This is a genomic window from Pseudomonas sp. LF-5 (genome assembly GCF_037626295.1).
In the GTDB taxonomy this organism is placed as follows: domain Bacteria; phylum Pseudomonadota; class Gammaproteobacteria; order Pseudomonadales; family Pseudomonadaceae; genus Aquipseudomonas; species Aquipseudomonas monsensis.
Window position 1 is genome coordinate 29,677 of sequence record NZ_JARKMT010000017.1, and the last position, 23,119, is coordinate 52,795.

At 59.7% G+C, this 23,119-nt stretch carries 21 protein-coding genes; 10 read left to right on the forward strand and 11 right to left on the reverse strand.

What is annotated here, in order from left to right:
* Positions 1-9: 9 nt before the first annotated feature.
* The 4 genes from PseuLF5_RS27760 to PseuLF5_RS27775 all read right to left on the reverse strand — a co-directional run bounded on the left by PseuLF5_RS27760 (position 10) and on the right by PseuLF5_RS27775 (position 4,092).
* Complete coding sequence (locus PseuLF5_RS27760) at positions 10-1,848, reverse strand: amidohydrolase (protein WP_340135086.1); 1,839 nt, start codon at positions 1,846-1,848, stop codon at positions 10-12.
* A gap of 44 nt (positions 1,849-1,892) precedes the next feature.
* Complete coding sequence (locus PseuLF5_RS27765) at positions 1,893-2,519, reverse strand: antibiotic biosynthesis monooxygenase (protein ID WP_123463280.1); 627 nt, start codon at positions 2,517-2,519, stop codon at positions 1,893-1,895.
* Entirely contained in the window at positions 2,512-2,928 is a 417-nt protein-coding gene (locus PseuLF5_RS27770) for a DoxX family protein (RefSeq protein ID WP_123463282.1), read from the reverse strand. Before PseuLF5_RS27770 ends, PseuLF5_RS27765 begins: the two co-directional genes overlap by 8 nt.
* A gap of 240 nt (positions 2,929-3,168) precedes the next feature.
* Positions 3,169-4,092, reverse strand: coding sequence for a LysR family transcriptional regulator (locus tag PseuLF5_RS27775; RefSeq protein ID WP_340135087.1), 924 nt, complete (start codon positions 4,090-4,092; stop codon positions 3,169-3,171).
* A 208-nt stretch (positions 4,093-4,300) separates the two neighbouring features.
* Here PseuLF5_RS27775 and PseuLF5_RS27780 point away from each other — a divergent pair, with 208 nt between their 5' ends.
* Both PseuLF5_RS27780 and PseuLF5_RS27785 read left to right on the forward strand, forming a co-directional pair.
* Positions 4,301-4,732 carry an AraC family transcriptional regulator gene (locus PseuLF5_RS27780; protein ID WP_340135088.1) on the forward strand — a complete coding sequence of 144 codons (432 nt, stop codon included), beginning with the start codon at positions 4,301-4,303 and terminating at the stop codon, positions 4,730-4,732.
* Positions 4,733-4,853: 121 nt separating this feature from the next.
* Positions 4,854-7,694 (forward strand): ATP-binding protein, encoded by a 2,841-nt coding sequence (locus PseuLF5_RS27785; protein WP_340135089.1) that lies wholly within the window; start codon positions 4,854-4,856, stop codon positions 7,692-7,694.
* On the opposite strand, the gene PseuLF5_RS27790 is transcribed toward PseuLF5_RS27785, so the two are convergent.
* Positions 7,659-9,128, reverse strand: a complete 1,470-nt coding sequence (locus PseuLF5_RS27790; RefSeq protein ID WP_340135090.1) for an ATP-binding protein — start codon at positions 9,126-9,128, stop codon at positions 7,659-7,661. The genes PseuLF5_RS27785 and PseuLF5_RS27790 overlap by 36 nt on opposite strands.
* A 90-nt stretch (positions 9,129-9,218) precedes the next feature.
* On the reverse strand, positions 9,219-10,169 hold the full coding sequence (locus tag PseuLF5_RS27795; RefSeq protein ID WP_123463291.1) for a GlxA family transcriptional regulator: 951 nt from the start codon (positions 10,167-10,169) through the stop codon (positions 9,219-9,221).
* A gap of 224 nt (positions 10,170-10,393) precedes the next feature.
* Between PseuLF5_RS27795 and PseuLF5_RS27800 the strand changes: the two genes are divergently transcribed.
* Entirely contained in the window at positions 10,394-11,116 is a 723-nt protein-coding gene (locus PseuLF5_RS27800; protein ID WP_340135091.1) for a pirin family protein, read from the forward strand.
* Between the two features lie 48 nt (positions 11,117-11,164).
* Here PseuLF5_RS27800 and PseuLF5_RS27805 read toward each other — a convergent pair whose 3' ends face one another.
* Together PseuLF5_RS27805 and PseuLF5_RS27810 are read right to left on the reverse strand one after the other, a co-directional pair.
* A complete protein-coding gene (locus PseuLF5_RS27805; protein ID WP_225931069.1) occupies positions 11,165-11,734 on the reverse strand; it encodes a hypothetical protein in 570 nt (189 codons plus the stop codon).
* A 183-nt stretch (positions 11,735-11,917) separates the two neighbouring features.
* Positions 11,918-12,793: a LysR family transcriptional regulator gene (locus PseuLF5_RS27810; protein WP_222833259.1), complete on the reverse strand. Its 876-nt coding sequence runs from the start codon at positions 12,791-12,793 to the stop codon at positions 11,918-11,920.
* A 112-nt stretch (positions 12,794-12,905) separates the two neighbouring features.
* Here PseuLF5_RS27810 and PseuLF5_RS27815 point away from each other — a divergent pair, with 112 nt between their 5' ends.
* From PseuLF5_RS27815 to PseuLF5_RS27830, 4 genes are all read left to right on the forward strand, one after another.
* The gene (locus PseuLF5_RS27815; RefSeq protein WP_340135092.1) at positions 12,906-14,108 is read left to right on the forward strand and encodes a YbfB/YjiJ family MFS transporter; all 1,203 of its coding nucleotides are present in this window, start codon (positions 12,906-12,908) and stop codon (positions 14,106-14,108) included.
* A gap of 60 nt (positions 14,109-14,168) precedes the next feature.
* Positions 14,169-15,167 carry an NAD(P)H-quinone oxidoreductase gene (locus tag PseuLF5_RS27820; protein WP_340135093.1) on the forward strand — a complete coding sequence of 333 codons (999 nt, stop codon included), beginning with the start codon at positions 14,169-14,171 and terminating at the stop codon, positions 15,165-15,167.
* Positions 15,168-15,280: 113 nt separating this feature from the next.
* Positions 15,281-16,225, forward strand: coding sequence for an alpha/beta hydrolase (locus tag PseuLF5_RS27825; protein WP_340135094.1), 945 nt, complete (start codon positions 15,281-15,283; stop codon positions 16,223-16,225).
* A gap of 146 nt (positions 16,226-16,371) precedes the next feature.
* Positions 16,372-16,785, forward strand: coding sequence for a VOC family protein (locus PseuLF5_RS27830; RefSeq protein WP_186747794.1), 414 nt, complete (start codon positions 16,372-16,374; stop codon positions 16,783-16,785).
* A 57-nt stretch (positions 16,786-16,842) separates the two neighbouring features.
* On the opposite strand, the gene PseuLF5_RS27835 is transcribed toward PseuLF5_RS27830, so the two are convergent.
* Both PseuLF5_RS27835 and PseuLF5_RS27840 read right to left on the reverse strand, forming a co-directional pair.
* Positions 16,843-17,172: a hypothetical protein gene (locus tag PseuLF5_RS27835; RefSeq protein WP_123463306.1), complete on the reverse strand. Its 330-nt coding sequence runs from the start codon at positions 17,170-17,172 to the stop codon at positions 16,843-16,845.
* A gap of 148 nt (positions 17,173-17,320) precedes the next feature.
* On the reverse strand, positions 17,321-20,467 hold the full coding sequence (locus PseuLF5_RS27840) for a DEAD/DEAH box helicase (RefSeq protein WP_340135095.1): 3,147 nt from the start codon (positions 20,465-20,467) through the stop codon (positions 17,321-17,323).
* A gap of 288 nt (positions 20,468-20,755) precedes the next feature.
* On the opposite strand from PseuLF5_RS27840, the gene PseuLF5_RS27845 reads away from it, so the two are divergent.
* Complete coding sequence (locus PseuLF5_RS27845) at positions 20,756-21,028, forward strand: hypothetical protein (RefSeq protein ID WP_222833264.1); 273 nt, start codon at positions 20,756-20,758, stop codon at positions 21,026-21,028.
* 283 nt (positions 21,029-21,311) lie between these two features.
* Positions 21,312-21,581, forward strand: a complete 270-nt coding sequence (locus PseuLF5_RS27850) for a hypothetical protein (protein ID WP_340135096.1) — start codon at positions 21,312-21,314, stop codon at positions 21,579-21,581.
* Positions 21,582-21,912: 331 nt separating this feature from the next.
* Here PseuLF5_RS27850 and PseuLF5_RS27855 read toward each other — a convergent pair whose 3' ends face one another.
* Complete coding sequence (locus tag PseuLF5_RS27855) at positions 21,913-22,305, reverse strand: hypothetical protein (RefSeq protein ID WP_340135097.1); 393 nt, start codon at positions 22,303-22,305, stop codon at positions 21,913-21,915.
* Positions 22,306-22,431: 126 nt separating this feature from the next.
* On the opposite strand from PseuLF5_RS27855, the gene PseuLF5_RS27860 reads away from it, so the two are divergent.
* Positions 22,432-22,881 carry a hypothetical protein gene (locus PseuLF5_RS27860; RefSeq protein WP_340135098.1) on the forward strand — a complete coding sequence of 150 codons (450 nt, stop codon included), beginning with the start codon at positions 22,432-22,434 and terminating at the stop codon, positions 22,879-22,881.
* The last annotated feature ends 238 nt before the right edge of the window (positions 22,882-23,119 follow it).

A 23,119-nucleotide genomic window follows, 5' to 3' on the forward strand; every position in this document is an offset into this window, starting at 1 on the left:
TTGTCGGGATCAAAAGGCGAAACAGGAACAGCCGAAGGCGCCCCAGAAACCGGCAAAGTCGCTGACCGGCGCGTTCGACAGCCGCGCCTTTTCATGGCTGTGCGAGTGCACCGCACAGGCGCCAACGCACTGATGCACTTGCGCCTGCAGCGGCGAATTCGGCCGCCAGTGGCCCGGGACTTTCACCACTGGCGACCAGTCCGGCAGAACCGGAATCGAGCGTGGGCCGAGGTCTTCGAAGTCACCGGCGGCATAGACGATCTTGCCGCCGACCACGGTCAGTACCGACTCGATCCACTTGATCGCCTCTTCTTCGACGTGGAAGAAATCCGCGCTCAGTACCGCGAGATCCGCCAGTTGCCCGACCTTGATCTGGCCCTTCTTGCCTTGCTCGGACGAGAACCAGGCGCTGCCGTGGGTGAACAGTTCCAGCGCGGTGGTGCGTGGCAAACCTTCTTCGTACAGCGCCAGACCACCGACGGTACGACCGCTGACCATCCAGTACAGCGAGGTCCACGGGTTGTAGCTGGACACCCGCGTGGCATCGGTGCCAGCGCCCACCGGCACGCCTTCGGCGAGCATGCGCTTGATCGGCGGCGTGGCCTCGGCTGCCTGTTTACCGTAACGATCGACGAAGTATTCGCCCTGGAACGCCATGCGATCCTGAATCGCAATGCCGCCGCCCAGCGCCCTCACCCGCTCGATGTTTTGCGGGGTGATGGTTTCGGCGTGGTCGAAGAACCACGGCAGACCGTTGAACGGAATGTCGCGATTGACCTTCTCGAACACGTCGAGCATGCGGCTGATCGATTCGTTGTAAGTGGCGTGCAGACGGAACGGCCAGCGCTGTTCGACCAGGTGGCGCACCACCGGCTCCAGTTCCTGTTCCATGGTCTGCGGCAAATCCGGGCGCGGTTCGAGGAAGTCCTCGAAGTCCGCCGCCGAGAACACCAGCATTTCACCGGCACCGTTGTGACGCAGGTAATCATCACCCTGATGCAGGGTGACGCTGCCGGTCCAGTTCTGGAAATCGCTCAGTTCTTCTTTGGGTTTCTGGGTAAACAGGTTGTAGGCGATGCGTACGGTCAACTGGTCCTCCTTGGCCAGTTGCTCGATCACCTGATAGTCGTCCGGATAGTTCTGGAAACCTCCGCCGGCATCAATCGCGCTGGTCAGACCAAGGCGATTGAGTTCGCGCATGAACTGACGGGTCGAGTTGACCTGATACTCCAGCGGCAGCTTCGGCCCCTTGGCCAGCGTCGAGTACAGGATCATCGCGTTCGGCCGTGCGACCAGCATGCCGGTCGGGTTGCCGTTGGCATCCCGGACGATCTCGCCACCTGGCGGGTTCGGCGTGTCACGGGTGTAACCGGCCACCCGCAGTGCGGCACGGTTAAGCAGCGCGCGGTCGTACAGGTGCAGCACGAACACCGGGGTGTCCGGCGCCGCCTGATTGAGTTCTTCGAGGGTCGGCATGCGTTTTTCGGCGAACTGGAACTCGTTCCAGCCACCGACCACACGCACCCATTGCGGGGTCGGCGTGCGGTCGGCCTGTTCCTTGAGCATGCGCAGTGCATCGGCCAGCGACGGCACGCCTTCCCAGCGCAGTTCGAGGTTGTAGTTCAGACCGCCACGGATCAGGTGCAGGTGCGAGTCATTGAGGCCGGGAATGACGCAGCGGCCGTGCATGTCGATCACTTGCGTGGCCGAACCGCGCAGGGCCATGGCCTGGGCGTCGTTGCCGACGACAACAAAACGGCCGTCCTTGATCGCCACGGCGCTGGCCAGTGGTTTGGTACGGTCTACGGTATGAAATTGGCCATTGAACAGAATCAGATCGGCGTTCATCGCAGTTCCTCAGACAAAGTGAAAGGGAGCGAAACCTCGGCGTTTCAGCGCGCCTGAGGTTTTTGAGAATCAAGGTGCTCATGGGCCTGACTCGCTTCGAGCCAAGGCGCAAACAATCGCGTGACGCGAGGCATGAATACGTACACCACCGACAGCACGATGGTCAGGGTGATCAGGAACGTGGCGACCACGTAGTTGGAAAGAATGGGATGCAGCGCCAGCAACGGCCCCCAGATCAGCGGCACCAGCAAGGTGTGCGGCAGAATCACCAGCAGCGTGATCACTGCCTGCTTCCAGCGCGGCGGTGGCGAGGCGGCGTCGGCCAGTGGCGCGAACCAGAATTCGTTGATCGGCGCGACTTCGGTCTGGTCGCCATCGGCGAGCATCGGCGCGGCTTCGGCCACCAGTGCCTGACGCTGCGGCGACTCCAGCCACCCTTGCATCGCTTCGGTGGATCTGAAACGCAGCACGCAGGTGTAGAAGTCGAGACGGCCGCGCTTGCCACGCACCACGTCCACGCCCAGATGGCCTTCACGCTGCCCCGCCACGCGCACGATATTGCGCAGCCAGGCTTCATAGGCCGACTCGAAACCGGCCTTGACCTGATGCTTGATGATCAAGGTGACCGTTTCGTCTGCCCCCGGTGCTTTTTGACTAAGGACTTCAGGCATAACGCAGTACTCCGGGCAAGCGAACATTGAGCGCCAGCCGTCCCGGCCCGGCGATAAACACAGTGGCAAACAGGATCAACAGCAACCAGCCGAACTGCCCCTCGGCCACACTCCATTGCGGGTGCACGAGCAACAGCGCCACCAGTAGCACAAACAGAATAGGCAAGCAGGCCAAACGCGCCAGCACCCCGGCGACGATCAGTAGCGGACAGAGCACTTCGGCGAAGATCGCCAGCATCAGGGTGAGGTGGGCGCCGAGGTGGAACGGGTCTTCGATCAGTTGCAGTTGTGCCGTGAAGTCCAGCAGCTTGGGCAAACCGTGCACCCACAGCAGAAACAACCCGCCACTGACCCGCAGAAACAGCAAACCGACGTCCTGCGCCCGTTCATCGCGTTGTGAAACGTTCATGACCCGACCCTTGAAATGTCATTGGCTGGAATCATGCCAATGATGGTCGGGGGGAAATTGGATAGGTGTGCTCTCTTCTGCGATCAACCTGGTTGCCGACAACGCCGAAGAACTCTGTGGGCGCTGGCTTGCCAGCGATAGCGGAGTGTCATTCAACAGAAATATCGACTGACCTGACGCCTTCGCGGGGCAGGCTCACTCCCACAGAGGGCTGTGTGGCAGTGAGATCTGCGCGGGGATTTAAATCGCTGGAATATTCAACGGCGCGGCCATGAACTGGCTGATCCGCGAGCGCAACCAACGCTCTGCCGGATCGTTGTCATGCACCCCGCTCCAGGCCATCGACAATTGCGCGGCATCAATCGGGAACGGTGGGTCTTCAGCGCGCAAGGCACAGCCCTCAACCAACGCGCACGCCGCGTAATCCGGCACGGTGGCGATCATTTCGGTGCCGGCGAGCAACGCCCGCAAGCCGCTGAATTGCGGCACACCAAGGACCACCCGGCGGGTGCGGCCGAGTTTGGCCAGATCCAGATCGATATTGCCGCTCAGGTCGCCGGAAAACGACACCATCGCATGCGGCCGCTCGCAGTATTCGTCCAGCGTCAGTGGCCCGGGCCGGTTATCGCCACGCAGCACCTTGCAGGGAATGTCGCGCAGCTTTTTGCGTTTGGCGTTGGCCGGCAGATCGGTGGTGTAACTGACGCCAACGGAAATTTCCCCGGAGGCCAATAACGCCGGCATCAACAGGTAATTGGCACGGCGCACCACCACGACGATACCCGGTGCATCTTCCTGCAACTGGCGCAGCAAGGGCGGAAACAGACCGAACTCGGCGTCGTCCGACAGGCCGATGCGAAACACGTCGCAACTGCTCGCCGGGTCGAACTCCTTGGCCCGGCTGACCGCGCCGGAGATCACGTCCATCGCCGGTTGCAACTCCTTGAGAATCGCCAGTGCGCGGGCGGTCGGCTCCATCGCGCGGCCGTTGCGCAACAGCAACGGATCATCGAACAGATCGCGCAAGCGGCCCAGCGCCGCGCTCACGGCGGGCTGGCCCATGAACAGTTTTTCGGCGACGCGGGTCAGGTTCTTTTCGAACATCAACGCTTCGAAAATCACCAACAGGTTCATGTCGACGCGGCGCAGATCATTACGGTTCATGGGCGCTTTCCTTCTATGGCCAATCAGACGCAAGTGCAGCGCACTTTACGCGATCAACGGTGGTTTGAGCCCGAAGTTGTTCAGCAAATTAACAACGATTAACTCGTCAGCCCCAAGGCTCGGCCCAACAATGAATGCCTCTGCGCAGCGTTGTTTTTTGACTTGAGGGAACGCCGTCGTGCCTTCCCCACCGACACGGACACTGGCCATGGCTCACTCGCAACCTACCGTCGCCCTCGCCCCTGCCAGTCAATCGCGCAAAAGCGGGATTGGCGGACTCAGCCCGCAACGTGAACGACACGTCAAACAACTGATTCTCGAACGTCTGGGCGAAAGCCTGGAAGTCGCCGAACTGGCCCGTGCTTGTGCGCTGTCGCGCAGCCACTTCTCCCGCGCCTTCAAATGCAGCACGGGGTTTTCGCCACAAGACTGGATCCGTAGCCAGCGCCTGGCCCGGGCCAAGCTGCTGATCCAGCACACCGATCTGAGCCTGACGCAAATCAGCCTGGAATGCGGCTTCTGCGACCAGGCACACTTCTGTCACATGTTCACCCGCAGCGAAGGGATCAATCCGTTTGCATGGCGCTGTCAGGTGATGCGGGACGTGCAAAACGGCCGAACAAAACCCGGTCGATTTTGAGCGTTGCAACACCCACCGTTGCGCGATCGCTCAAACCTGAGGATTATGCCCGGACACCCCGGAATAGAAGCCTGTGCGCTGCTGTCCCGACCGTCCGCCGCAACCCCGCAGGAGTCAGCTGTTGAATCGTTCCCCGAATCAGGCCTTCGGTTTCGGCCCCTATCGGATTTATCCAGAACAACGGCTGGTGCTCGAGGGCGACCAGCCATTGCGGCTGGGGCGGCGGGCGATGGATATTCTGCTGATCCTGCTGGCCCAGGCCGGCGAGGTGGTCAGCAAGCAACAATTGATGGCCGGCGTCTGGCCGGACAACGTTGTCGAAGAGATCAATCTGCGCGTGCACATGGCGGCCTTGCGCAAGGCACTCGGTGACGGCCAGAACGGGCAGCGCTATATCGTCACCGTGGCGCACCGCGGCTACAGTTTTGTCGCGCCGATCCTGCTCGAACCCATTCGGCAACGCCCTGCCGGCGACGCCGTCGGCCGCCACAACTTGCCGCTACGGCGCACACGCATGATCGGCCGCCAGACGCTGGTCGACAGCCTGATGAAGCAGTTGCCGCGCCAGCGTTGCATCACCCTCGTCGGCCCCGGCGGGATCGGCAAGACCACTGTGGCCCTGCGGGTGGCCGAGCAGTTGATCGGGCGCTATCGCGACGGTATCCGCTTGCTCGATCTGGCGCCGTTGAGCGACCCGCGCATGATCTATTCGCACCTCGCCGCCCTGCTCGACATCCTGCTGCACGACAACGATCCGCTGACCAGCCTGATCAATGGCTTGCGCGAACGGCAGATGTTGCTGGTGATCGATAACTGCGAACACTTGATCGACGCCGTGGCCCAGCTCAGCGAAAGCCTTTTGCGCGGCGCACCGCAGGTGCACATCCTGGCCACCAGCCGCGAGAGCCTGCGGGCCGAGGGCGAATATGTGCAGCGCCTGGAAACCCTCGATTGTCCGCCGCTGTCGGCCGTGACGGACCATGCGCAAGCGCTGGCTTTTGCCGCGCTGCAATTGTTCGCCGAGCGCGCCATGGCTGCCCATGAACACTTTGAACTCAATGATGCCAACCTGACGCAGGCCATCGAAATCTGCCAGCGGCTTGATGGCATTCCACTGGCACTGGAGCTGGCCGCCGCGCAAATCGACGGCACGGACCTGAGGGGTTTGCTGAGTCAGCTACAGGGGCGGTTACCGCCTCTGCTGCCGGGTCATCCGGAACGCCATGTAACGCTCCGTGCCACCCTGGACTGGAGTTTCAATCTGCTCAGCCAGTGCGAGCAGACCTGCCTGCGCCGGTTGAGCGTATTTCGCGGCGGCTTCACCCTGGAATCCGCTGCGGCGGTGATTGGCGGTCAACACATTTTGCCCGGTGAGGTATTTGGCTCGATTACGCAACTGGTGGCCAAATCACTGCTCAATGTCGAAGTCGGCGATGAAGAGGTGTTCTACCGCTTGCTCGATACGACCCGGCGCTATGCCCTGGAAAAACTCGATCACGTCGCAGAACTCGACGAAACCCGCCAGCGTCACGCCGAACGGTGTCTGGTGTTGATGCAACAAGCGCAGAGCGCGTGGGAACACACCCCGACGCTGGTGTGGATCGAACGCTATGCCCGGGGTCTGGAAGATTTGCGCGCGGCGCTGGACTGGAGCCTGAATGGAGCCGGCCCGGCGCTTCTGGCAATTGAACTGGCGGCGATCTCCGCACCGATATGGCAGGAATTGTCGTTGCTCAAGGAGTACGGCGGCTACGTGCGTCAGGCCCTGGCGTTGCTGGAACAGGCCGACAAGCCCTGCCCGCGCCTGCAGATCGCCCTGAAACTGGCGCTCGGCAGCGCCTGTTATCACACCTGGGGCGGCACCCCGGAAACCATCGAGGCCTTTGCCAGCGCCCACGCACTGGCGCAGCAACACGGCGATGTCGCCGGACAACTGCGCGCCGTATCCGGGCACATGGCAGTCAACCTCAGTTGCGGGCAGTACCGGGCGGCTCTGGCGCAAAGCGAACAGTTCGACCGTCTGGGCCCGCACGGTGACCCTCTGTTGTCACTGAGTGCGCACCGATTGCGTGTGCTGGCGTTGCATTACGCCGGCGATCAGCCGCAAGCACGCATCCATGCCGAACAGGTGATCCAGAGCATGACGCAAAGCGGTCACCTCAATCGGTTTACCCACGGTTTTGGTGTGCAATACGATCAAAGCGTCGCCTCGCTGACAGTGCTCGCGCGGGTCCTGTGGATGCAGGGCTTCCCCGTGCAGGCCTGGCACACGGCGCGGCAGGCCCTGAACATCGCCGTACAAATCGATCACGGCACTTCGATTTGCTACACCCTGGCGCTGGCCAGTTGCCTGATCGCCCATTACAACGGCGACCGGCAGAACGCGCAGGCGCTGTTGCAGATGTTGCTTGAACAGTCACAGAAACATTCGGTGCTGTTGTTTCATACCTGGGCACGGCACTACGCGCAGGTGATCGAACCGGACAGCGCGACGCCACTGCCGGCGGATGACAGCGGCTTGATCAAGGAAATCATGGTGACGCTGGACGGCCGGTTCGTTGACGACGCGCTGCTGGAACGGGCCCGCAGCGGTGATGCCGGGTGGAGCACGGCGGAGATCTTGCGGGTACGGGCGCAGCGGTTGCTTGACGAGCAGTGCTGTCCGGTCGATCACCCTGGCGAGCCTGCTCGCGCAGGCGTACAGGCAAACACCGACAATACCGCCGAAGCAGAAAAAATCCTGCACCAGGCCCTGTCCGTCGCCCGGGCCCAAGGCGCCCTGGCCTGGGAATTGCGCAGCGCCACCTCGCTGGCGCAGTTATGGCAGCGCCAGAACCGCTGCCACGACGCGCTGGATCTGCTGAATCCGGTCTACCAACGCTTCACGGAAGGCTATGCGACGCCGGACTTGCGCAAGGTCCGCCTGCTACTCAACGAGTTGCGCGGCCAGTTGTGCGCTTGATTCTTTGCGCATACGCCTGATGTACCGCGTGTGTCGCCGCTCGACGTCGAGCCTTTCACCACTGCCTTCAAGCTGCTCACGGGCGTATCGCCGCGTGGTGTTGAGCATTCGATAAAGCAGCGCACCGTTGCTCCGCTCCACCATCAGCAGCGACTTGCGGACCAAGCCTTCGATAACGGTGATCAGCATGGAGCTGCTCAACGCCGGGCGCATGATTACCGCCAGCGCGGCCTCCAGGGTGAATGCGATCTTGAACACCGATAACTGCTGCAGCACCCGTTGCTCCTGCTCGCTCAAGCGTTGGTAGCTCCAGTCGAGCGCGGCCGCCATCGACTGGTGGCGCGCCACCGCCGTGCGTCTGCCGAGGCTGAGCAGTTGCAGCCCGTTATCGACTTGCGCCTGCAAGCCCACCAGCGCCAGCGCGTCGATCTGCGCCGCGGCCAACTCGATGGCCAACGGCAAGCCGTCGAGCTGGAGACATATCTCGCGCACGGTTTTCAAATCCTGCTCGCGCAACCGGAAATCATGCTGGCGAACCCGCGCCCGACTGACGAGTAATTGCACCGCCGAGTACCCCATGAACTGGTCCGCCGTTTCGCCTGCCGCACGCTTGGGAATGGCCAGCGGCGGGATGTGCTGGACGGTTTCCAGAACGACTTGCAAGGGTTCGCGACTGGTCACGAGAATGGACAGTTGCGGCGCGGCGTTCTGCAGGTTTTCCACCAGCCCGGCACAGGCTTCGCGCACGTGGTCGCAGTTATCCAGCAACAGCAGCGCATGGCGACGACAGAGCGTGGAAAAGTCGCAATCGAGGGTCTGCAACAGATAGGCAAGCAGCGCCGTATCAGTGTCGACCAAGGCCAGGTCAACCTGCCACACGCCATCGCGATAATGTTGCAGCAGCAGTTCGGCGACACGCAGCGCTACGGTGGATTTGCCGATCCCCGGTGCGCCGGTCACCGTCAGCAGCCGACACAGGGGCAGCTGTCGTACCAGACCGCCGACCAGCGAATCACGCCCGGTGACCGGGGTCAGCCGTGCGGGAAGATTGTGCTGGGGCGCGTGCAGGGTTTCGAAGACCACTTGCGTGACACTGTCGTAAAGCACCGGGGCAATAAAGCTGTAACCGCATTGCGGCACGTTGACGATGTAGCGCTGGCCGTTCTGACCATCACCCAGCGCCCGTCTCAGGGCAGCGATGTGCACGCGCAGATTGATCTCTTCGACGACCGAAGTCGGCCAGACCATGGCAATCAACTGTTCTTTTTTGACCACGCGCCCGGCGCGCTCGAGCAGCACCTGCAAAATGTCCATGGCGCGCCCGCCCATGCGCAACTGCCGATCACCTTCAAGGATCAGACGTTGCCGCAAATGAAACGCATACGGGCCGAAACGCAGCACCGACGCCGAGTTCGAATCGTTGTGATTGTCCATGCCAGTTATCTTGGCAGCGTCACGTGACGGCACAAGCACGATACGGGGCGCAACACGGACATCGGGGTGCCCTAGACGGACAGAACGGCTCTAGCTGAACTGTTCGCGGTACTGCGCCGGGGTCAGCCCGAGCCTTTCGGCGAACAGAAACCGCATGTGCCGCACACTGCCAAAACCGCTTTTGTAAGCTACGGTTTTCAGTGGCAGTTCGCTGGTTTCCAGCAAGTTGCGTGCACAATCAATGCGCGCACTTTGCAGAAACTCCATCGGTGTCATGTTGACGTCGCGGGCAAACAACCGGGCGAAATGCCTCGCGCTCATGTTGGCCAGCCCTGCCATGCGCTCGACCGTGAAGGCTTCATCAATGTGTTCAAGTACGTAATTCTGCACGCGGGTGATCGGCGTTTCATGCGGAGCGACCGCCGCCATCAATGGACTGAACTGGGCCTGGCCGCCCTGACGTTTCATCACCACCAGCAAGACCTTGGCCACGTCCTGGGCGAGCTTCTTGCCATGATCCCGGGCGACCACGGCCAGGGCCAGGTCAATCCCCGCCGTAACGCCGCCCGAGGTAATCAGATTGCGGTCTTCGACGTAGATCTGATCGGTCGTCACGTCAGCCTTGGGGAAACCTTTGACCAGACGCTCGACGTAGTTCCAGTGAGTGGTCACGCGATAGCCGTCAAGCAATCCGGCATGTCCCAGCACAAACGCGCCGGTACAGATGGAGCCGTAGCGTTCGGCGCGCTGCACCGCTCCCGGTAGCCAGGCAAACAAAGCCGGAAACCTCTGGTTGTAAGCGCCCGGCCCGCCGGGTACCAGCAGCAAGTCATAGTGTTGGGCGGCATCCGCGATAGTTCGGTCAGCGTGCACCAGCACGCCATTGGACGCGCGTAACGGCCCGTGCTCGGTCCCAAGGGTGGTCAACTGGTAGTGGGATTGTGGTTGCAGATAACGGTTGGCCACTGAAAACACTTCCAGCGGCCCGGCCATGTCGAGCAGAAGAAAGTCGGGGAACAGCACCATTGCCACGGTTTTCATGGGGATGACATCACAAGAATCGAAGAGAAATAAATGCCTGGGTCAGGCTGTGCATTATGGCCAAATACATGACAACCGTTGGAAAAGAATATGGCGCCCGCATCACAAAAACTGTCAACTTGAAAAGGACAGTCTTACAATTTTCAGCTACTTATTGATCAACAGAATAACCATTAACCTTCTTCTCACTCGGACGAATTCACGTCCTGACAGGAGATTTCATCATGCTGACCCTTCGCAAAGCCTCCGATCGTGGCCTCGCCAATCATGGCTGGTTGAAGTCGTTCCACACCTTTTCCTTCGCCAGCTACCGCAACCCGCGTGAACAGGGGTTCTCTGACCTGCTGGTGATCAATGATGACCGCGTCGCTGCCGGCAAAGGTTTTGGTCAGCACCCGCATCGCGACATGGAAATTTTTTCCTACGTGCTTGAGGGTGCGCTGGAACACAAAGATACCTTGGGCACCGGTTCCGTGATCCGCCCCGGCGATGTGCAATTGATGAGCGCGGGTAACGGCGTTGCCCACAGCGAGTACAACCATTCAGCCACCAAGCCCGTGCATTTCTTGCAGATCTGGATCGTGCCGGACGTGGCTGGCGCCAAACCGCGCTATCAGCAGGAGCACTTCGCTGCACAGAAAAAACGCGGTCGCCTGCAATTGATCATTTCGCCGGACGGCAGTGATGGCTCGTTGAAAGTGCGTCAGGATGCACGAGTCTTCGCCGGGCTGTTCGATGGCAAGGAAAGCGCCACTCTGCAATTGCCGGCCAATCGCTACGCTTACGCACATGTGGCGCGCGGCAGCGTTGAGCTCAACGGCCTGCAGTTGCAGGAAGGTGACGGCGTGCGGATTCGCGAAGAGCAGGCGTTGACCTTGAGCAACGGCGTGGATGCCGAAGTGCTGGTGTTTGACTTACGGCCGCAGGAGCTGCCGCAAATGCCATGACGCGGTGCTTTGATGCCCAAAAAAACGGCCTCCCGATGGAGGCCGTTTTTATGGCGGCGTCAGTGAGGGAAATGCCGAGGGTGTCGGTACGCTGATGTCCCTGCCCGCTTGAACGGCGGCCAGCGTTGTTTGCATCGCGACATACATATTGGCCTGATTCGCGTAATAGCCGCCGACGACGATGGCGACGATCCCAAGTAACTGGACCGCGGTGGCCGCCCAGACATTGGCCTTGACGGTCGATCCCTGCCTGGCAGCGTCCTCAACCCTCTTGGCAATTTCTCGCATCTCCTGCGAAATCATGTCGTAACGCTTGTCTCGCTCGGTTTGTGTTTTTTCTCGCTCGGTTTGCGTGTGGTCTCGCTCAGCCTGTACCTGATCACGCGTGTTGTCTCGCTCGGCTTGTACCTGATCACGCCTCTTGTCCCGTTCGGCCTGAACCGCCAGAAACTCTCGAAAGTCTGCCCGTATCCCCTCGACCCGAGCATCCATCCTTGTTTCGATGGTCTCGATCCTGGCGTTGAACTCGTCACGGCTTACGGCATTCATGGCTTGAGCGTTCTGACCTTTGCTGGATGGATCACTGACTGGATATTGACTGAATTCCCTGGCTTTCAATTCGACACCTTTTTGGGGTTACCGAGACCTTCCCTGGCCCATTGCCTCAGTGCGAGCCCGACGTCTCTCACCGAACTGCGGAAACAATAGAACTCCTTCCCACAGCCTACAAGCCGGCACATTCTGACTCGAGCGTAGGCCGTTTCGTCAGGTGATGTAGCCGGGGCAATACCGCCACTGCAGCTACTCATTCTCCAACGCAAACACATCGACAATCTGCTCGATCACCGCCCGCACCCGCGCGGTGTGGCGCAAATCCGCATGGGTCACCAGCCAGACTTCATACGGCAGTGGTCGCGTGCGCTCCGGCCATAACCTGACAAGACCGTCGCGCTCGCCCATGTAGACGGGCATTTCGCCTACCCCCAGGCCGGCGGCAATTGATCGGCGCACCAGCAGGCTGGAACTCAGGCTGGCAACGATGCGCCCGCGATGCAGCGGCTCGGAGACCAGCGTCATGTCCTTGTTGCCTTGCAGATACGGATGGTAAACCACCAGATCATGTCCCTCGAACGCCGAGCCCTGCCGAGGAACCCCGTTGGCGTCGATATACGCCTGTGAAGCGAACAGGCCCACCGGCCATCGAGCGATTCGTCGGGCAATCAGGTCGGGGTTGTCAGGCCGCGTGTTGCGCACTGCGATATCGGCTTCGCGCTTGGCCAGGCTGAGAATCTGCGTCGAGGCATCCAGTTGCACGCGCACATCCGGATGCCGTTCGTGCAATCGGGCAATGGCGGGAATAAGGAAGTCGATGGCCAGCGAATCCGTGGTGCTGACGCGCACGTTGCCGGTCAGACGATCGTCCAGGCCCTGGATCCGGCGCTCCAGTTCAAGCGCCGAATGCTCCATTTTTTCCACACTTTTGAGTGCCGCCTCACCGACTGCCGTCAAGGCATAACCGTCCGGGGTGCGCAGGAACAATGTCGCGCTCAGGGACTTCTCCAGGGCGGTGATGCGCCGCCCCACTGTTGCCTGATCCACGCCCAGGACGCGTGCGGCGCCGCGCAACGTCGATTCGCGGCAAACAGCCAGAAACACCCGTGCGTCATCCCAATTCATAGCTGTCTCCTTGCGATGCATATTTGCATCATTGCGCCGCCAAATCGCTGCGTTAACGCAGCAACGATAGCCGATATGCTGAGCGCCATACACCTTCCTTGGAATCGCTATCATGCGTACATCATCACCCACCGGTTTCTGGCTGCCGATCTTCGCCGGACTCTGTGCCAGCCTCGTCGGCATTGGCCTGGCACGCTTTGCTTACACACCGCTGATACCCGAGCTGATTCAGGCTCGCTGGTTTTCCGCCAACGACGTGGTGTACCTCGGCGCAGCCAATCTGGTCGGCTACCTGGTGGGCGCCCTGCTCGGCCGGCCGCTGGCGCGGCATGTGGGCAACACATCCGCGCTGCGGTTTATGATGCTGGCCGTGACTGCGGCGTTTTTTGCCTGTGCGTTTCCGCTGTCCGTGAGCTGGTTCTTTGGCTGGCGGCTGCTGTCGGGCATTGCCGGGGGCGCGATCATGGTGCTGGTCGCCGCCACGGTGTTGCCGCATGTGCCGGCGTCACGCAAGGGACTGGCCAGCGGCGCGATCTTTCTCGGTATCGGGCTGGGCATTGCCGGCTCCGGCACCCTTGTACCGCCGCTGTTGAGCCTGGGTTTGCAGGACACCTGGCTGGGGCTGGGTGCGTTGGCGCTGATGCTGACGGCGCTGAGCTGGTTCGGCTGGCCTGACAATCCTGTGCACGCGGCTGCTTCACACGCCGTTGTCGAGCCTCAGTCGACACCTCCCGCCGTTTACGTCTTGTTCGCGCAATATGCATTCATGGCCGCAGGCCTGGTTCCGGCGATGGTCTTTCTGGTTGATTACGTGGCGCGTGGGCTCGGCGCCGGAGCGCATGTCGGTGCGCTGGTGTGGGTGATGTATGGCCTGGGCGCGATTGTCGGGCCGGTGAGTTACGGCTTTCTCGCCGACCGGTTTGGCGCGCGCGCGAGTATTCGAGCGGTGCTGGTGGTGCAAGCGATTGCCCTTGGATTGCTGGCCGTTGCCCAGTCCTTCCTGGGGTTGGCGTTGTTGGCGGTGATCATCGGCTCATTCCCGCCAGGCATCGTGCCACTGGCGCTGGCGCGGGTGCATGAACTGGTGCCGGAACATCACCGCCAGCAGGTCGCCTGGAGTCGCGCCACGGTCTCGTTTGCCACCTTTCAGGCGCTGGCCGGTTTTGCCTATTCGGCGCTGTTCAATGCCACCGGTGGTCATCACGCATTGCTGTTCCTGATCGCTGGCGGCGCGATTGTCGTCGCGATATTGCTGGAGTTCGCGACCCATATCGGGCGCCGCACACACCCGCTGGCACACGCCTGCTGCGACTGACGGGAATCTTTGCTGCCCTGGCGCCTCCCATCTACACACCCTTTGCGAAGAGGTCTCACCATGTCTTTACCCAATGAAATGACGCGCATCGAAATCACCGAACCCGGTGGTCCCGACGTTCTGCAACCCAAACGTGTACCGTTGCCGGTGGCCGCCGAGGGCGAGGTGCTGATCCGCGTGCATGCCGCCGGCATCAATCGTCCGGATGCCCTGCAGCGTGCCGGCAAATATCCGATGCGACCGGGCATGAACCCGATCCCCGGCCTGGAAGTGGCCGGTGAAGTGGTCGCACTCGGAGTCGGCGTGACCGCGTTCGCCGTGGGTGACCGAGTCTGTGCGCTGACCAATGGTGGCGGTTACGCCGAATACTGCACGGTTGCGGCCGGCCAGACGCTGCCCATCCCCGACGGACTCGACTGGATCCAGGCCGCCGCGATCCCGGAAACCTTCTTTACTGTGTGGGCCAACCTGTTTGGCCTCGGCGGCGCCAGCCGTGGGCAACGCGCGCTGATTCACGGGGGCACCAGCGGCATCGGCACCACCGCATTGATGCTGTGCCGCGAATTCGGCATCGAAGCCTTCGCCACCGCTGGCAGCCCTGATAAATGCGCAGCGATCCGCGAGCTCGGCGGCCAGCCGATCAACTACCGCGAAGAGCATTTCGCCACGGTCATTGCCGAGAAAACCGCAGGTCAGGGGGTGAATGTCATTCTGGATATCATGGGCGGCTCGTACCTCAACGATAATGTCAGCGCGCTGGCGATGGACGGCCATTTGGTGATGCTCGGTTTCCTCGGCGGCGCCCGGGCCAATGACGTCGATCTACTGGCGATCCTCGGCAAACGCGCGGTGGTGACCGGCTCGCTGTTGCGCCCGCGGACCACGGCGGAAAAAGCCGCGATTGCCGCGCAACTGCGCGAACACGTATGGCCGGCGTTGTCTGCCGGGCGCTGCTTGCCAATCATCGACAAGGTCTATTGGCTGAGCGAAGCGGCTCAGGCCCATGCACACATGGAAGCCGGCGACCATATCGGCAAAATCGTCCTGCGGGTGACCTGAGCCGTCGCAGCATTTTGTAATCGTTGCCCGTGGACAGTGGTCGAAAAATATCCCGCACGGGCCGAGGCATCTGGTAAAAAGCGTTCTTTGTCTGCACCCGGGTGAAACGTTTAATGTGGCTCTCGTTCATGACTCGTCTGCGTCGCCGCCGTTTGGCGTTCGCCCGCATGGCCGCGTTGGTTATCGGCGTGCCGACGAGTTGTGCCGTACTGGAACATACCGAGCGCAAACTGCTGTTTCGCATAGAACCGGGCACCGCTGGCTGGTATCACGGGTTACCCGATAGCGTGCAGGAGCTGGACCTGCAACCCAAGCGCTTCAAGGCCGGGCAGAACATCCATGCCTGGTGGTGGCCGGCGGAAAAAGCCAATGCGCCGGCCATTCTCTATTTGCACGGCGTACGCTGGAACCTGACGGGCCAGCTGTTTCGCATCGAGCAATTGCGCGCAGCAGGCTATTCGGTGCTGGCCATCGACTACCGTGGCTTCGGCCAGAGCAAGGGCGACCTCCCATCGGAAACCAGCGTTTACGAAGATGCACGCGTGGCGTGGGAACGCTTCAAACTGTTGCAACCGGATCCGGAGAAACGCCTGATCTACGGCCACTCCCTGGGTGGCGCCGTGGCCATCGACCTGGCGGCCGAACTTGGCCAGGACGCCGCGCGTCATCAAAAGCCCCTGCCAGTGCGCGGACTGGTGATCGAATCCACCTTCACCTCGCTGGCAGATGTCGCAGCCGCCGTGGCCAACACCTCATTGCCCGTGCGCTGGCTGCTGTCGCAGAAGTTCGACTCCATCGACAAGATCGCCGACATTCATATGCCGCTGCTGGTAGTGCATGGCCTGGCCGACGCGTTCGTGCCGTCGCGCTTCAGTGAGCAACTCTTCAACGCCGCGCAACAACCGAAACGGCTGTTGCTGGTACCGGGAGCCACGCATAACAACAGCATGGCGTTGGGTGGGCAAAATTATCGCAAGGCCATCAATGCGCTGATGCAGTCCCGGCCTTTACCGCGTGTGGCAGGCCCGGCGCTGGTGAAAGGCTCCCGCGACTCCTGACCTGCCATCAGTCGCTTGAATCAAAAAAATTGCAGCATCGGCTGGCAATTCAGCGCTCCAGGGCTTTGCTGGATGGAGTCACTCCATGGCGCAAGCTTCGGCACACCCGGCCGCGCTTCGCCCTACTGCCTATTCGGGAGCCCATCATGAGAATCAACCCGTACCTGATCTTCAACGGCGACTGCCGCGCCGCCTTCACGTTCTACGAACAAGCCTTGCAAGGAAAACTCGAGGCAATGATGACCTTCGGCGAAACCCCTGCCGCCGAGCATGTCCCCAAAGAACACCACCACCTGATCATCCATACGTGCCTGAAGGTTGGCGACCAGATGATCATGGCCTCCGACACCACACCCGATCGCCCGACCCAGGGCATGAGTGGTTGCTCGATCTCGCTGAACGTCGACAGCATTGCCGAGGCCGAACGCGTGTTCAACGCACTGGCCAGCGATGGTCGCGTCGACATGCCGCTGGAAGCCACCTTCTGGGCTGTGCGCTTTGGCATGTTGGTCGATCGCTTTGGTGTGCCGTGGATGGTCAATTGCGAAAGCGAAAAATAACGCCCACGGTCCTTCAGGCATAAAAAAGCCCAACCGGTTCAGGTTGGGCTTTCGGGTTTAGCGCTGCGCCAATTCATGCCGCACGCATTGTTCGTAATAGGTCTGTTTGACCGCCGCAGGCTTGAGCTTCGAAGTGCTGTTGTACGTCTGTTCGGTAATCCCCATCGCGGTCATGCGCATCCACGGCTGCTGGAATTTGCGCACCTGCAGTTGCTTGCGCGCGCCATACAACGAAATACCTGACAACTTGGACTGCTGCGCTCCTGCGGCAATTTCAGAACCCCAGGTGCAGGCGAAACGGTGACTCTTGCTTAATTCCTTCGCCTGGACTCCCGAGGCGAGGACAGCCAGGGAAAGCGTTGCAACGGTTATGACAATCGTCCGCATATAGCCAACCTAACCTTTTGAAAAAAGGCGAGTTTGACGAGAGCCGAGCAACTCGGGGGCCAGCAAATTGCCGCCTCGCTGACGACTGTCGCTCCGCAGCCCAAGGATCCCTGGAAGAGATCCTCGAAACTGCGCGTCTGCAAAAGCCTCAGGACAGCTGCGCTTCCCGCGTCTGTACGCTGGCCTTAGCACTGGCCAGCAGCTGACGGGCGACGTCAAAATAGGGGCGATCGCCCCAAAGTGCCTGATCCCCCACGATGTACAGGTGTTTTTTGGCCCGCGTCACAGCGACGTTCAGCAAGTTCGGACTTGAAGCAGCCCAGTCAATCGCCCCCAAACGACGGGAATCGCAGCCCAGCACAAAGAACACGATATCGGCTTCCTTGCCCTGGAACGTGTGCACCGTGCCAATACAGGTACTGACCCACGAAACGAGATTGGTCGGGACCTGCACATCCGCCGGCAATGCCGCCCTCCATACCTGCTTATCCTGCAGCAGACTGACCAGGCCGGCCTTGACCTCGCGGAACGGGGTGATAATGAACACCGGCGGCAGTTCGGTTGCGCGTTCACTGGTAACGGACAAGTAGAGTCTGATCAACTCAGCCAGCAACCGTTGCCCCTGAGCCTGGATGTACTTGGTGCCGTCCTGCGATTCGCCGCTTACATTCCACCAGGCACTGACCCCCAGTATCGGGTGGGCGGTAATGGTCGAGTCCTTGGCATGTTGCATACGCTTGGCGTAGGCAATGCGGTTGGAGATCTCGAACATGGGATTGTCACACCGGCGATGCATGACCAGTGGAATGCCAATGTACTTCTCGGGATCCAGCGGGTGCGTGACGCCCTGCCCGTAGCCCCGATCAGCAAAGGTTTGTACCGAATGACTGTCAATGGCGTAGCGTGAGCGCGAATCGCCGAGCCAGAATGTCCCCAATTGCTCCAGCAGCCGGGTGGACTGCGTCACAACCGGTTCAATCTGCAACGGGTCGCCGACCACCACCACGTGCCTGGCCCGCATGATTGCTCCCACGGCGGCTTGTGGCGGAGCCTGACCGGCTTCATCAATGATCAACCACCCGAGGTCTTCCGCACCCAGTCCGGCAAACTGTGCGCGAATCGAGGCGAACGTGCTCGACACCACGGGTGTCAGCATGAAGAACCATTGCCACAGGGCACGGCGAGCAGGCGTCAAAGGCTGGCGCTCGAGCATGGCGGTCAGCGCGAAAATCAGGCTAGGGCTCGCCACTTCCAGAAAAAATGCTTCGTGCAACGTCATCGCCGCAACAAACAAATCGCTGCGGGCTTCGTTGAACCGGCTGCCCTGCCAGAACGCATGAGTCTGGTTGGCCTTGCTGTCCAGCGGTGTGCCGTCCCACAGATGAACGTCACACTCCGCGATCAATCGGGGCAGGTCCAGCAACTCACGCTCGAACTCCCGTACTGAATCAAGTTTCGTGCAGGCGTCCAACCATTGTTTATAGAGCCCTTTGCGAAACCACTGTGCCAGCCAGCGAAAGAACGACGGCCCCAGCTTTCGCTCGATCGCCTGCTGCTGACTTTTCAGGCGTTCGATCTGACGCGCAACCCCTTCAATCAGTACAGTCAGATTCTGCGGGCACAGGTCCGGTGCCGACGGCCACGTCGCCTTGATGGCAGGAAACGCCTTTTGCAACCGCTCATACAATTCGGCAAGCACCAGCAAACGATCACGCTGCTTATCGTGTACCTCGCGCGCCTTGAGGTAGCTTGCCTTGGCACTTTTGAAATCCGCTCGGCCTTTACCGGAACGATAGCGCCAATAGGTCATCGCACCGACGTCATCCCAACTGGCAAAGTCAACCTTATCCTTATTCAGAAACTGCTCGCCGGGCTTGTCCGCTGGCGTGGCGGCACGGTTGACAAAAATATCGCGGAATCGTCGACGATTGCTTTTCTTGCCCAGTGCCGCCGACACCAAACCCCAGACAGGTTCGGGCGTGACCCACGGTTTACTGTTTCGAGTACCCGCATAGCGGGTCGCCACTTCCTTGAAGTAACCCCAGTCGGCAAGCTTGGCACCATCGACGCCTTTGAGTTGCGGCAACTCCAGGGACAGGTTCTCCACCGCACCATTGTTCGTGGACGCGACCACCATTTCAAAACCGGTCAACGCTTCAGACAAGAGCGGAATCGAAAAACTCTTATTGCCGAACACCGCATTCACGCACGTTTTACTGACACCATCTTCAGCCTTCTCCAATCGAGCCAAGGCATCCGCCCGCTCGACCACCAGATGTGCGATCAGGTCCCGTAGCAATGTCGTCTTGCCGGTGCCCGGTGGTCCATTGACTGCCAGTACTGCGCCCGTGGCCATTTCGCGCATGCTGTTCAGCGCAAACTGCTGCATCAACGATTGGATGTGCCTGCTTTGCGCTGGCCAGCGGCCGGTGATGCCTTTTTTCGGGTGCAGTGTCGCTTGAATCGTCTGCTGGCCAATCGCGGTATCCAGATCAGTTTTCTGCTGGTCGACCATCGACAGATAAGCCTGCAAGGCCCGTGGCGGCTGATCACTTTTCAGCAAATGTTTTGCCTGAGCAAGATCATGCACATAGAAGCTGTTGAGGATCGCCAAATCATCAACTGACGCCACTTCCGGCGTACTGTCAGCGTCTGCCTCCGATGTTGAGGTTTCGGTTGGCGTATCGCCAGGCTTGGGTAGCGGCCAGATATCCAGATAAGCCAGCTCCGCCTCTGGCGAGGTGAAGTCAGCCCATTCAACCACGCGCTGGGCAACTTCCGTCACCCATTGCGCTCCCGGCAGCTCTCCTTTATGACGCGACCAGTCATCGGCAAGCGTACGTTTGAGCGTTCGCACACTGTCGTCAAAACTCACTGCACACAGGGCACCGATATCCTGCTTGCACAACCGGCCAAGAGCCCAGGGCAGCGCAGAAACACTGAGGCCTTCGAAGTCGGGTTTACCGTTCGGATCAAGCGTCAGCCTGGTGTAACACGTCAGACCGACCGGCGCCATTTCGCCGTCCCGTACACGATTTATTTCACTGGTCAGAGGGCCGTCGACGTATTCCTCTATCAGCCGCGTGGCATGGGATACATCGAACGGCAGCAGGTAGAGAACGCGACGACGATCAAGGTACTGCTCCCACACGCCGTCTGTCAGGGACCGTTCACTGACCCGTTCGACGCTGCGTGAAGCCCTGGATTTTTCGAGGACCTTGTCCAAGTCATAGGCATTGAAAAACTCAACGCTGTGCCAAAAATCAAGCACGCGTTCGTGGTCGGCCATCGTCATGATGAATAAAAAATCCCTTACAAATTCCAACCTGAAGACACAGCGACCGCAGTTACCACACGAGGATAAAAGCAGGTCAGCCCGATAAGATGGCGAACAAGGTATCAGTAACCGTACAGCACGCAAGTGCGGCGCCGCCGCTTTTCACACTCAGCGTTGCAGCATGAAGACTGTGTGTTCGAACCATGCCCCCCCACACCGCTCTTTAATGCCACTCGTCAGCCACGCTGCACCTTCACCAGAGATCCCCCATCAAACCAGTACATTCCTCGTGCTGGGAGCATCATCATGAACAAGACAATCGTAGCGCTCGGCTTGGCAGGTCTGCTTTCTACTTGCCCGCTACTGGCCTTCTCCGCAGACAAAAGTGCTGGATCAGCCGCCCCGCCTTCCGGTATTCCCGGTATCAACCAAGGTGGCTCTGAATCCAATACGGACAAGGCGGACAAGAAGGGAGAGGAGTCATCTGGCTCCAACTCAGGGGCGGAGAACCATGAAACAGAGAAAGATGCAGCGACTTCGAGTGATTCCCAGGACACCAAGAAAGCGCCTAAACCCTAACGTTGCTGGATCTCGCAGCTTGACGTGATCTGCAGCCTTCTCAGGCAAAAAATAGCCCGGCCAAATGCGGGGATTTTTTGTTCGCCTCGAACTTGATCCTTCTTGGCGTCGATCTACACTCTCTCGCACCGGCAGTAGCTCGTAACGGTGTTTTCCTGGGCCTCGTCTCACAGATATAAGGCTCGTGGAAAACTTTAGGAATGGATTCCGGAAACCATCGAATAAACGGGGCGTACTCCGAAAAGCCAAATGAGTAGGAATTTTAAATAGGGAGATTTAATTCATGACAGCTCAAGAACATCTTGTAGGTGGATGGACCCCTTATCACAAACTGACACCAAAGGATCAGGAGATCTTCAAAGCAGCTTTGGAGGGCTTCGTAGGTGTTAGCTACACGCCTGAAGAAGTTTCTACTCAGGTCGTAAATGGCACCAACTACCGTTACCAGACAAAAGCTACGCTCCCAGGCTCACAAGACAGCTGGCAGTCGATCGTAGAGATTTACGCGCCTATCACCGGTAAGCCTCACATCACTCACATCCAAAAAATCTAACACTGTAATAAACTTCGGGTCCTTACATTCATGGGGCCCGAAGTCTGATTAGCGCCCTCACGCCAACCCTCCTTTGCGTTAACGAATATCGTGTTGACTTCTCGACTCGATCCCCGTGATTCCCCTGCTCCGTGGTGGCGGGCGTCGATGGTTCACGCTGCGCGCAGCGTGCCGGGCCGAAGCCTCCGCCCTTCTCCGCAAACACCGTGGTTGCGACTACTGCAAAGACGACATGGGGCGGTACGAACTGCCTTGCCGCCTCCATCACCCTGATATGTCGAGGCAGTTCAGGAAGCGCTGCGGCAGGAACAGCAGCAGGTGGCTGCATCAATCATTTCTGATCGGAAGCTCTGCCAATCTCCTCACGTGTAGGCATCGTCCAGTCAGAGGCTCTTTTTTCGTAGATTGATGGTTCTGGCTTTGGCGTTTCGTAACAGAAGGCTAAAAAATAGATAACCAGTGACAACGCCGCAACGCCTGCACGCCCAAGGGGATCCGCGTCTTTGGAGAGACGTCCGCCAGGTGCAACGTGGATCGTCGTCCCCCGAATGTATGCAAACACTGCCTGACCGAAGAACACCTGCAAAATAAGCACTGTCCAAAAACTCTTCCAGTCTCCTGCGAATCGAGCAAATGCGTTTATAAGCGAGGCCGTCGACATCAACAGCAGTAACAAAAGCTGATAGCGCCTCAAAAACTTCATAGTTCCGTTTTGCGAATTCAAAACGCTTTCTCCAATCAATGAACTTTTAACTTGGCGTAGACAGGTATCGGCCAGAGTAAGCCGTTCCTAAATCGCGCTACTCCCTCCCCATTCAAATTCAGCCGCTATCGCGGCAAGGACGAAGTCATGTCTGAAGAAAGTAATTTCCATGAAGACACCTGGTCAGCCAATGACGAGATGTTCAACTGCGACAGCCTGAACGAACTGCTTAACGAGAACGACAATTTGGCCGTTGGCGACATCGTGTGGAAGGGTGAAAAGTGTCCGGTGAAGATCGCCGTCTACGTCGATGCCGGCGACATCATCGAAATGCTCGGCGAGCGCGCATATGACGAGGTTGGTGCGGTTGCGGCCCATCGTCGGGATGCAGTGAGTGCGGCTACACCGGAAAGCGCCGCTTCTACTTCGGCTATCGCGCTCAGTCGCCAGAACAGCGTAAAGAACTTCGCAATCTATAACCACCTTCTGCCGCCACGCGCGGCATGGAGCAATACCTCATGGGCAAATCGAAGCGCGGCTCGGGTCGGGCCAATCCGGCCGCGCTTCATTCGCGCCGGCGAGGCATACGGCTACTGACGATCTTGAAGAGGAAACAGGCGTGAAAAATCGAGGAGTCACGCAAATCTCACGCACATGAAAAAGGCCAATGCTGTGAACATTGGCCTAAGTCATTGAATAATATGGTCGGGACTGTAGTGGTCAACTAATCCCGGACACGACGTTAAGTTTTTTCTCGGCCTGAGCCGGTGGCAGCCCACCATTAAATTGGTGCGGTCGAATCCAGTTGTACCGGTGCATCAAAAAATGGCTGATA

What these genes read in the sequence shown, in the direction of transcription:
- PseuLF5_RS27790 (WP_340135090.1), bottom strand. Translation starts at nt 9,128, where the DNA reads ATGGACAATCACAACGATTCGAACTCGGCGTCGGTGCTGCGTTTCGGC.
- PseuLF5_RS27830 (WP_186747794.1), top strand. Translation starts at nt 16,372, where the DNA reads ATGAGAATCAACCCGTACCTGATCTTCAACGGCGACTGCCGCGCCGCC.
- PseuLF5_RS27810 (WP_222833259.1), bottom strand. Translation starts at nt 12,793, where the DNA reads ATGAATTGGGATGACGCACGGGTGTTTCTGGCTGTTTGCCGCGAATCG.
- PseuLF5_RS27800 (WP_340135091.1), top strand. Translation starts at nt 10,394, where the DNA reads ATGCTGACCCTTCGCAAAGCCTCCGATCGTGGCCTCGCCAATCATGGC.
- PseuLF5_RS27815 (WP_340135092.1), top strand. Translation starts at nt 12,906, where the DNA reads ATGCGTACATCATCACCCACCGGTTTCTGGCTGCCGATCTTCGCCGGA.
- PseuLF5_RS27760 (WP_340135086.1), bottom strand. Translation starts at nt 1,848, where the DNA reads ATGAACGCCGATCTGATTCTGTTCAATGGCCAATTTCATACCGTAGAC.
- PseuLF5_RS27840 (WP_340135095.1), bottom strand. Translation starts at nt 20,467, where the DNA reads ATGACGATGGCCGACCACGAACGCGTGCTTGATTTTTGGCACAGCGTT.
- PseuLF5_RS27770 (WP_123463282.1), bottom strand. Translation starts at nt 2,928, where the DNA reads ATGAACGTTTCACAACGCGATGAACGGGCGCAGGACGTCGGTTTGCTG.
- PseuLF5_RS27845 (WP_222833264.1), top strand. Translation starts at nt 20,756, where the DNA reads ATGAACAAGACAATCGTAGCGCTCGGCTTGGCAGGTCTGCTTTCTACT.
- PseuLF5_RS27795 (WP_123463291.1), bottom strand. Translation starts at nt 10,169, where the DNA reads ATGAAAACCGTGGCAATGGTGCTGTTCCCCGACTTTCTTCTGCTCGAC.
- PseuLF5_RS27835 (WP_123463306.1), bottom strand. Translation starts at nt 17,172, where the DNA reads ATGCGGACGATTGTCATAACCGTTGCAACGCTTTCCCTGGCTGTCCTC.
- PseuLF5_RS27860 (WP_340135098.1), top strand. Translation starts at nt 22,432, where the DNA reads ATGTCTGAAGAAAGTAATTTCCATGAAGACACCTGGTCAGCCAATGAC.
- PseuLF5_RS27775 (WP_340135087.1), bottom strand. Translation starts at nt 4,092, where the DNA reads ATGAACCGTAATGATCTGCGCCGCGTCGACATGAACCTGTTGGTGATT.
- PseuLF5_RS27825 (WP_340135094.1), top strand. Translation starts at nt 15,281, where the DNA reads ATGTGGCTCTCGTTCATGACTCGTCTGCGTCGCCGCCGTTTGGCGTTC.
- PseuLF5_RS27780 (WP_340135088.1), top strand. Translation starts at nt 4,301, where the DNA reads ATGGCTCACTCGCAACCTACCGTCGCCCTCGCCCCTGCCAGTCAATCG.
- PseuLF5_RS27850 (WP_340135096.1), top strand. Translation starts at nt 21,312, where the DNA reads ATGACAGCTCAAGAACATCTTGTAGGTGGATGGACCCCTTATCACAAA.
- PseuLF5_RS27820 (WP_340135093.1), top strand. Translation starts at nt 14,169, where the DNA reads ATGTCTTTACCCAATGAAATGACGCGCATCGAAATCACCGAACCCGGT.
- PseuLF5_RS27765 (WP_123463280.1), bottom strand. Translation starts at nt 2,519, where the DNA reads ATGCCTGAAGTCCTTAGTCAAAAAGCACCGGGGGCAGACGAAACGGTC.